Consider the following 8,355-nt stretch of genomic DNA (forward strand, 5'->3'; position numbering starts at 1 on the left):
TCCCTCGTCGTCAGCTCGCGGCGTAGCGCAGGACCGCGCCGATCCCCTCGGTCAGCTCCACCTTCTCCGGATCGACCAGCACCAGGTCCGCATCGGTGCCCGCCGCCGCCCACACCACGGCTGCGCTGGCCGGGGCGTGGCCGGGGCTGGAAACCCCCATGTCGGTGAGCTCCCGCTCGTCGAGCGCGACCTGGTTCGGCACCGGGCCCACGTGCAGCCACGACACCGAATCCGGGCGCCCCCACAGCACCGTGCGGACCTGTCCCCGCTGCAACGCCTCGACCACCGGGCGCCAGCCTTCGACGGCCCGTTCGTTCCTGCCGCGCTGCTGCTCGAACTCGCGCACCGCGTCGTCCACGTGCGCGGTCACCGCCGAGTCCACGGTGTCGGCGACCTCCCGTCGCAGGCCCTCGCCGGAGGCGTTGCGATCCGGGTAGCCGGTCTCCGTCTGCACCGTGCGATCCCGCACGCCGCCGGGCAGGTTCTCGTGCACCAGCTTGCGCTGCTTCGGATCACCCGCGAGCACCACGACCTCGGCACCGACCCGCATGGCCTGCTTGCCGATCTCCTCGGCCGCTTCCTTCGCGTTGTGCAGCCACTGCTCCTCCACGGCGTTCTGGAAGCGCTGCTCGTTCTCGTCGTTCGTGCCGGTGCGCGCCTTGTGCACCGGGTGGTCGCCGCCCTGCACCTTGCGCGTGCGCGGCTCGGCGCCCGCCGCGACGATCGTGAGCTCCGCTTCGACGTGGTCGACCAGCGCCACCACGTGCGGGATGCGCGACGCGCGCAACCGCAGGTACGGCAGCAAGTGCGGCAACGTCCCGAAGTGCACCTTCTCGTCGTCGGCGGCGTCGGTGGGCGGCTGCGGCAGCTCCTCCCCGAACACCACCTCGCCACCCGTGGCGACGAGGACCTGCCCGCGCTGGCCGATGCGGTACTCGTGGCGGTCCACGGTCTCGTCGAGCGCGCGCAGCGTCTGCTCGTCCGCGCCCGCGCTCGCGAGCTGCTCCCTGGCCGAACGCCAGCGCAGCTGCACCGCCTTCGCCGCGTCCTCGGCGTCCGCCGAAGTGTCCAGGTACACGGTCGCGAACGGTCCTTGATATCCGTAGACGTCTTGCAGGAACGCGAGTTTCATCGACCACTCCTCTGCTCACGCGCTGCGCGCTTGCGCCCGGTGCTTGCCCTCCGCGATCTCTTCGACGACCTTCGCGCAGAACGCGGGAAGGTCATCCGGGTTCCGGCTGGTCACGAGGCCGGAGTCCACGACCACTTCCTCGTCGACCCACTCGGCGCCCGCGTTGCGCAGATCCGTGCGCAGGCTGGGGTAGGACGTCATCCGGCGACCGCGCACCACGTCGGCCTCCACCAGCAGCCACGGGGCGTGGCAGATCGCGGCGACCGGTTTCTGCTGCGCGAAGAACTCCCCGGCGAACCGGACCGCGTCCGGAACCCGGCGCAACGCGTCCGGGTTCGCCACCCCGCCGGGCAGCACCAGCGCGTCGTACTCGTCCGGCGACGCCTCGGTGACGATCTTGTCCACCGGGAACGTGTCGGCCTTCTCCAAGTGGTCACGACCCTGCACCGAACCGGCTTGCAGCGAGACCAGCTCCGGGCGGGCCCCCGCCTGCTCCACGGCTCGCCACGGCTCGGTCAGCTCCACCTGCTCAATGCCGTCCTGCGCCACCAGGAAAGCGACCTTGGCACCGTTCAGGTCCGCGCTCATCACTCACACCTCCCACGGGGGACGCGGCGGGACGTCCGTGCCTCGCCGCTCTGCCGTGCCCTACCCGGCGCACCCCGGCGGCAAACCGCGGGTGGAGGCGAGCGGACCGCGGAGCGAGACCGGTGGAGATCTGGCGGGTCGCATCGTGACCACGGGCCCGGACCGGCGGTTAAGGTGACCGGGCCAGCCACGATCAAGGAGCCGGACCATGCGCCCAGGCGACACCGTCGACGACTTCGCCCTGCCCGACCAGCACGGCACCGAACGCAAGCTCTCCGAGCTGCTCGGCAACGGCACCGTGGTGCTGTTCTTCTACCCCGCGGCGATGACCTCCGGCTGCACCGCGGAGAGCTGCCACTTCCGCGACCTGTCCGCGGAGTTCGCCGAGCTCGGCGCGCAACCCGTCGGCATCAGCACCGACACCGTCTCCAAGCAGGCCACGTTCGCGCAGACCCACTCGTTCGACTACCCGCTGCTGTCCGACCGCGAAGGCGTCGTGGCCCGGCAGTTCGGCGTGAAGCGCCGCTTCGGCCCGCTCCCGGTCAAGCGCCACACCTTCGTCATCGGCGCCGACCGCACCGTGCTGGAAGTCGTGCGCAGCGAGTTCAACATGGCCTCCCACGCCGACACGGCCCTGACCTTCTTGCGGGAGAAGCGCAGCGCCTGAGCGGCCGCGTTTTTCCCGGCACGTCCCCCCGGTAGTGCTGGGGCGTGCCGGTACGGGAGGCAGCGCGCGAAGGCGCGGGCCACCCAGGACGGCACGCCCCACCACCGCGACCGTGCCGGGCACCGGCGCCACCGGCCGCACCCGCGCCGGGCGGCGCGTCCGACCGGGAGTTCGCCGCGTCCGGCACCGTCGAGACCGGGCCGCGGCCGGAGTGCAGGCTGCTCACGGGTGCCGGTCGTCCGTGCGTGCTCGTCGGCGGCGACCCGTCCGTGCTGCGGCCTGGTGCGGAGGTCGTCGTGCGCGGCAGGCCCGACCCGAGCGTGCCCGCCTCGTGCGGGCACGGGCCGACGCTGCGGGTCCTCGACGCCATGCCGAAATGACCGGGCCGCTCACTTCGGCGGGTCGGCGCAGGAGGGGTTCAGCAGCTTCTGGATCTCCGGAGTGTTGATGTTCTCCTTCGTGACCACGGTCGAGCCGGTGTTCGTCTCCGGGCTGCCCTGCTGCTCGCCGCGGATCTCCTCGATCGCCGAGTTCACCGAGGCGAATCCCATCTTGAACGGGTTCTGCGCGATCAGACCCGTGATCACGCCCTCCTCCAGCGAGTCGATCTGTCCCTCCGAGGTGTCCCAGCCGATGATCTTGATCTCGCCCTGCTTGCCCGCTTGGCGCACCGCCTCCGCCGCGCCCAGCACGCTCGGCTCGTTGCCCGCGTAGATCCCGTTGAGGTTCGGGTTCGCCGTCAAGATGTCCTGGGTGACCTGCAACGCCGTGTTGTAGTCGCTGTTCGACGATTGCCGCGCCACCAGCTTCAGCCCCGGGTTCTTCGCCAGCCCGCGCTGGAAGCCCTCCGCGCGCGTCTCGTTCGTGCTGGTGCCCGGCAGGAACTCGATGAACGCCACCTCGCCCTTCCCGCCCAGCTGATCCGCGAGCAACTGGGTGCCCTGCTCGGCGGCGGCCACGTTGTCGGTGGCGAACACCGGCACCTCCGGCGGCTGCGGAGTCGTGCCCGAGTCCATGTTCACCACCGTCGTGCCCTGCTGCCGCGCCGACTTCGTGACCTCCGCCAGCGCCTTCGCGTCCGTCGCCGCGAACACCAGGCCCTGCACGCCCTGCGCCAACGAGTCCTGCAGCAGGCTCTGCTGCCCGCTGACGTCGTCCTCCGAGGTCACCCCGTCCCAGTGGACGTTGACGTTCGGGTGCTTGGTGGCCGCGCACTCGGCGCCGACCCGCACCTGCTCCCAGAAGTCGAAACCGATCGCCTTCGGGATCACGGCGAGCCGGATCGTGTCGCCCTCCTGCGCGTTCACCCCGGTCGGCCTGCGGACCTCCAGGCTGCACGCCGAGGACGTCAGCAGCACCGCCAGGCACAGCAGCGGAAGAACCTTCTTCATCGCAGCGAACTCCCTCGTTCCCGAGCTCAACCGGCGTCGCCGGCGAGCTTGCGGCGCTGGTAGAAGTCCCACCACACGGCCAGCCAGATGATCACGCCGATGAGCACGTTCTGGTAGAAGGTGCCGATGTTGAGCTGCACCGCGCCGTTGCGGATCACCGCGACCAGGAACGCGCCGATCAGCGAACCCCACACCGTGCCGCGCCCGCCGAACAGGCTCGCGCCGCCGATCACGACCGCGGCGATCACGTCCAGCTCCAAGCCCTCACCGAAGTTCGGCTGGCCCGAGTTGATCCGCGAGGCGGCGATCATGCCGCCCAGCCCGGCCAACATGCCCGACACCACGTACACCCAGGTCGTGTGCTTGCGGACCGGCACGCCGGACAGCCGCGCCGCCTCCGAGTTCGACCCCATCACGTACGCGTAGCGGCCCAGCCTCGTCCGCGTCAGCACGATGTGGCCCGCGACCGCCACGATCAGGATCAGCAGCACCGGCACCGGCACCGGCCCCAGCACGCCCTGCCCGAGCAACCGGAACGACTCCGGCGCGCCGAACACCGCCACCGCGCCCGTCGCGATCAGCACCAGGCCGCGCGCCACGCTGAGCATGCCGAGCGTCGCGATGAACGGCGGCAACCCCACCGTCGACACCAGCAGGCCGTTGACCAGGCCCGCCGCCGCGCCGACGACGATCCCGCCGAGTATCCCGAGCAGCGGGTTGAAGCCGAAATCCGCCATGAGCATCACGCCCAGGACCCCGGACAGCGCCGCCACCGACCCCACTGACAGGTCGATGCCACCCGTGATGATCACCAGCGTGACGCCGACCGCCATCACCGCGTTCACAGAGGTCTGCGACCCCAGGTTGAACAGGTTGTCCGCCGTCAGGAACGACGGCGCCACGATGGACAGGACGATGAACACCACGATCAGCGCACCGGCCGCCGCGACCTGCGAGATCGCCCCCGACAACCGATCCGTCAGCCCGCCGAGCGCGCCCGCGCCGCCCGCCTTCGTCGCGGTCGCGGTACCGCCACCGCCTTCCGGTGCGGCCTGTTCGTCCTTCCCCGGCTGATCGCTCACTGGCCCTCCTTCGCTCCGGTGGCGAGCGCTACGACGCGTTCCTCGGAGAACTCCGCGCGCTCGACCTCACCCGTGATCCGGCCCTCGCGCAGCACGAGGATCCGATCGCACATGTTCAGCAACTCCGGCAGATAACTGGAGATCAGCACGATCGCCTTGCCCTGCGCGGCCAGCGCGTCGAGCTGGCTGAACATCTCCGACTTCGCGCCCACGTCCATGCCGCGACCGGGCTCGTCGAAGAACAGCACCTCGGCCTCGGTCTGCAGCCAGCGCGCCAGCACCACCTTCTGCTGGTTGCCGCCGGAGAGCGCCTGCACCGGCCTGCCCACCCACGGCACCCGGATGTTGAGCCGATCCCGCTCCTGCTCGGCGATGCGGCGCTCCGCGCCCAGGTCGATCAGTCCCGAGACCATCGGCAGCTTCGCCAGCGTGATGTTCTTGTCCAGGCCCAGCTGCAGCGCCAGCCCGTCCGCCTTGCGGCTCTCGGTGAGGTAGCCGATGCCCGCGGCGATCGCGTCCGCCGGGCCGCGGATCTTGAGCTGCGCCCCGTCCAGCGACACCACGCCCGCGTCGGGCGGTTCCGCGCCGAACACCGACCTGGCGAGCTCCGTGCGGCCCGCTCCGACCAGTCCCGCCATGCCGACGATCTCCCCGGCGCGCACCTCGAAGGACACGCCGCGCACCGCGTCGCCCCTGCTCAGCCCGCGCACGCTCAGCCGCACCGCGCCCGGCTCCGCGTAGGTGCGCGGGTACAGGTTCTGCACGTCGCGGCCCACCATGAGCGTCACCAGCCGCGACTCGTCGAGCTCGGCGACCGGGCGGGTCGCCACCACCGCTCCGTCGCGCAGCACCGTGACCCGATCCCCGATCTCGAAGATCTCGTCCAGGCGGTGCGAGATGTAGAGCACGCCGATGCCCTGCGCGGTGAGCTCGCGGACGATGCCGAACAGCTCCTCGGTCTCGCGCTCGGTCAGCGTGGCGGTCGGCTCATCCAGGATGAGCACCTTCGCCTGCACCGCCAGCGCCTTCGCCAGCTCCACCCGCTGCTGCTCGGCGGTCGACAACCGGCCGACCTTCCTGGCCGGGTCGACCCGCAACCCGACCTTGGCCAGCAGCTCGCGGGCCGCGCGGCGCTCCTCGGAGCGCGCGATCCAGCCGCCGCTGCCCGGCTCGTGGCCGATGAACAGGTTCTCCGCCACCGACAGGTCCGGGGCCAGCGCGAACTCCTGGTGCACCATCGAGATCCCGAGGCGCCGCGCCGAGGCAGGCCCCTGGTAGGTGACCTGCTCGCCGTCGACCTCGATCCGGCCGGAGGACGGCGGCTCCACCTGCGCGACCAGCTTCATCAACGTCGACTTGCCCGCGCCGTTCTCCCCGGCCAGCACGTGCACCTCACCGGCCCGCACGTCGAGGTCCACATCGGACACCGCGACGACGCCGGGGAATCGTTTGCTCACAGCGGAAAGCCGAACCACTGCACGCTGCTGCACCGAACCCGCATCATCCGAACCGGGTTGCAAGGATTGCGACACGCCGCCTCCCTCGATCTTCATGATCGCCCGCCGCAGCGGTGCGCCGGAGCATACTCACAACATCACACGCTCGAAAGGCTTGCAGCGAAGCCAAGAAACCGATTACCGATCGTTGCACGCGAACGGCTGCAGCGACATCCGCGAACGCCGCAACCACGACCTCCGTAAGCTCGACGGGGCCATCGCAGTAATCCAGAGGGGGACGAAACGTGCAGCCGCTGCTGGCCAGCGAACCGGACAGAGTCGGTGATTACCGCCTGCTCGCGAGGATCGGCGGGGGCGCGATGGGAGCCGTGTACCTCGCGCGCTCCCGTGGCGGCCGCGGCGTCGCGATCAAAGTCGTGCGCCCGGAGCTCGCCGACGACGGCGAGTTCCGCGAACGGTTCCGCCGCGAAGTCGACATGGCCCGCTCCGTCGGCGGGTTCTGGACCGCCACCGTCATCGACGCCGACACCGAAGCCGCCCAGCCGTGGCTGGCCACCGAATACGTACCCGGCCCCACCCTGCACCGGGCCGTCGCCGACCACGGACCGCTGCCGGAGCAGACGGTGCGCACCCTCGCCGCCGGCCTCGCCGAAGCGCTCGGCGCCATCCACCGGGCCGGACTCGTGCACCGCGACCTCAAACCCGGCAACGTGCTGCTCGGCCCCGACGGACCGCGCGTCATCGACTTCGGCATCTCACGGGCCATGAGCAGCAGCAACCTCACCGCCACCGGGATCTTCCTCGGCACGCCCGGCTTCTTCTCCCCCGAGCAGACCGTCGGCAGCGACGTCGGGCCGCCCAGCGACGTGTTCTCGCTCGGCGCGGTGCTCATGTTCGCCGCCACCGGCGCCGGGCCCTTCGGCAACGAGAACACCGCCGCCATGCTCTACCGCGTCGTGCACAACGAACCCGACCTCAGCGCGCTGCCCACCGGGCTGCGATCGCTCATCGGGTCCTGCCTGGCGAAGGAACCCGCCGACCGGCCGACCCCGGCCGCGCTGCTCGACCAGGCAGGCGAATCCTCACCGCAGAACGACAGCTGGCTGCCCGCCGAGATCACCGCCGTGATCACCGAGCACACCGCGCAGCTCAAGCAGGCCTCCGAAGCCGCCCCGCTCGCGCCACCCGCCGCCGCGCCCACCCCGCCACCGCGCACGCAGCGCGGCGGCTCGGACTGGTCGGCCGCCCCCGCCGCACCCGCGAAACCGATCATCCCGTCCCGGCCGAAACCCACCGCGCAGCAACCCAACCCCGGCACCGCCGCGCCCGCGCGCATCGCCCCCTCCCGGCCCGAACCACCCGCCGAACGCGTGCGCGGCGACGGACCCGGCCCCGTGTTCGCGCTCGGCGGCCGAGTCGGGGCGCTGCTGTCCGCCGCGATCATGTTCGGGCTGATCTACCTCGTCGTCGAAGTCAGCCGGAACAGCAGCCCCAGCGCCGACATCTGGGCGCTGGCCCAGTTCGGCATGGTGCTGCTGACCATCAGCGCCGCGCTGTCGCTGGGCAAAGCGCTGCTGCCGAGCCTGCGGCTCAAGGTCAGCGGCGAAGGACTGCGGATCTCCCGCGCCGGGCTCGCCAGGGAGATCCCGTGGAGCCAAGTCAGCCGCGTCGCCGTCGTCGGCAGCGGCAAGCGCCAATCCGTGACCGTCTGGACCCGGCCCGGCGCCCCCGCGCAGGGCTGGCGGATCTGGAACCCGACCCGGCCCTACCACGGCGGCGTGCGCCTGTACCCGATCGGCGCCGCCGGCGGCCCCATCACCCGGCGCCAAGAAGGCCGCCGAGTCCGCCAAGCGCTCCAGCAGTACAGCCGAGGAACCTACGACGACCGGATGGTTTGACGTGTGCGCGGTTGGAGCCGGTCGTTTTGCTCGGGTGACCGGGTAGCGGAACCTCAGTCGGTCTGTCGCTGCGGGATCTTTTTCCCAAGTGGCTCCGCCACGAGGGAAAAAGCTGTCCTCGCGACAGACCGACTGAGAAC

Annotated in this window: 8 protein-coding genes; 3 read left to right on the forward strand and 5 right to left on the reverse strand. The window is 71.1% G+C overall.

Features of this window, described 5'->3' with window-relative positions:
* Positions 1-10 precede the first annotated feature (10 nt).
* On the reverse strand, positions 11-1,132 hold the full coding sequence (locus ACWD38_RS23620; RefSeq protein ID WP_450124916.1) for a baeRF2 domain-containing protein: 1,122 nt from the start codon (positions 1,130-1,132) through the stop codon (positions 11-13).
* A gap of 15 nt (positions 1,133-1,147) precedes the next feature.
* Complete coding sequence (locus ACWD38_RS23625; RefSeq protein WP_450124917.1) at positions 1,148-1,720, reverse strand: type 1 glutamine amidotransferase domain-containing protein; 573 nt, start codon at positions 1,718-1,720, stop codon at positions 1,148-1,150.
* 208 nt (positions 1,721-1,928) lie between these two features.
* Between ACWD38_RS23625 and ACWD38_RS23630 the strand changes: the two genes are divergently transcribed.
* Positions 1,929-2,387, forward strand: coding sequence for a peroxiredoxin (locus ACWD38_RS23630; RefSeq protein WP_184478014.1), 459 nt, complete (start codon positions 1,929-1,931; stop codon positions 2,385-2,387).
* Positions 2,388-2,431: 44 nt separating this feature from the next.
* Positions 2,432-2,767, forward strand: a complete 336-nt coding sequence (locus ACWD38_RS23635) for a hypothetical protein (protein WP_184478013.1) — start codon at positions 2,432-2,434, stop codon at positions 2,765-2,767.
* A 9-nt stretch (positions 2,768-2,776) separates the two neighbouring features.
* On the opposite strand, the gene ACWD38_RS23640 is transcribed toward ACWD38_RS23635, so the two are convergent.
* The 3 genes from ACWD38_RS23640 to ACWD38_RS23650 are packed head-to-tail and all read right to left on the reverse strand — an operon-like array spanning position 2,777 to position 6,317.
* Positions 2,777-3,778, reverse strand: coding sequence for a substrate-binding domain-containing protein (locus tag ACWD38_RS23640; protein WP_184478012.1), 1,002 nt, complete (start codon positions 3,776-3,778; stop codon positions 2,777-2,779).
* 26 nt (positions 3,779-3,804) lie between these two features.
* Positions 3,805-4,860 carry an ABC transporter permease gene (locus tag ACWD38_RS23645; protein WP_343071272.1) on the reverse strand — a complete coding sequence of 352 codons (1,056 nt, stop codon included), beginning with the start codon at positions 4,858-4,860 and terminating at the stop codon, positions 3,805-3,807.
* Positions 4,857-6,317: a sugar ABC transporter ATP-binding protein gene (locus ACWD38_RS23650; protein WP_343071271.1), complete on the reverse strand. Its 1,461-nt coding sequence runs from the start codon at positions 6,315-6,317 to the stop codon at positions 4,857-4,859. The genes ACWD38_RS23645 and ACWD38_RS23650 overlap by 4 nt, the downstream gene beginning before the upstream one ends.
* Positions 6,318-6,601: 284 nt before the next feature.
* On the opposite strand from ACWD38_RS23650, the gene ACWD38_RS23655 reads away from it, so the two are divergent.
* Positions 6,602-8,215 (forward strand): protein kinase domain-containing protein, encoded by a 1,614-nt coding sequence (locus ACWD38_RS23655; RefSeq protein ID WP_184478010.1) that lies wholly within the window; start codon positions 6,602-6,604, stop codon positions 8,213-8,215.
* Positions 8,216-8,355 lie beyond the last annotated feature (140 nt).

This window comes from Saccharopolyspora sp. NPDC002578 (assembly GCF_053592695.1).

Bases quoted from the DNA above. Each gene is read 5' to 3' on its own strand.
- ACWD38_RS23620 (WP_450124916.1), bottom strand. From the start codon at position 1,132: ATGAAACTCGCGTTCCTGCAAGACGTCTACGGATATCAAGGACCGTTC.
- ACWD38_RS23625 (WP_450124917.1), bottom strand. From the start codon at position 1,720: ATGAGCGCGGACCTGAACGGTGCCAAGGTCGCTTTCCTGGTGGCGCAG.
- ACWD38_RS23630 (WP_184478014.1), top strand. From the start codon at position 1,929: ATGCGCCCAGGCGACACCGTCGACGACTTCGCCCTGCCCGACCAGCAC.
- ACWD38_RS23640 (WP_184478012.1), bottom strand. From the start codon at position 3,778: ATGAAGAAGGTTCTTCCGCTGCTGTGCCTGGCGGTGCTGCTGACGTCC.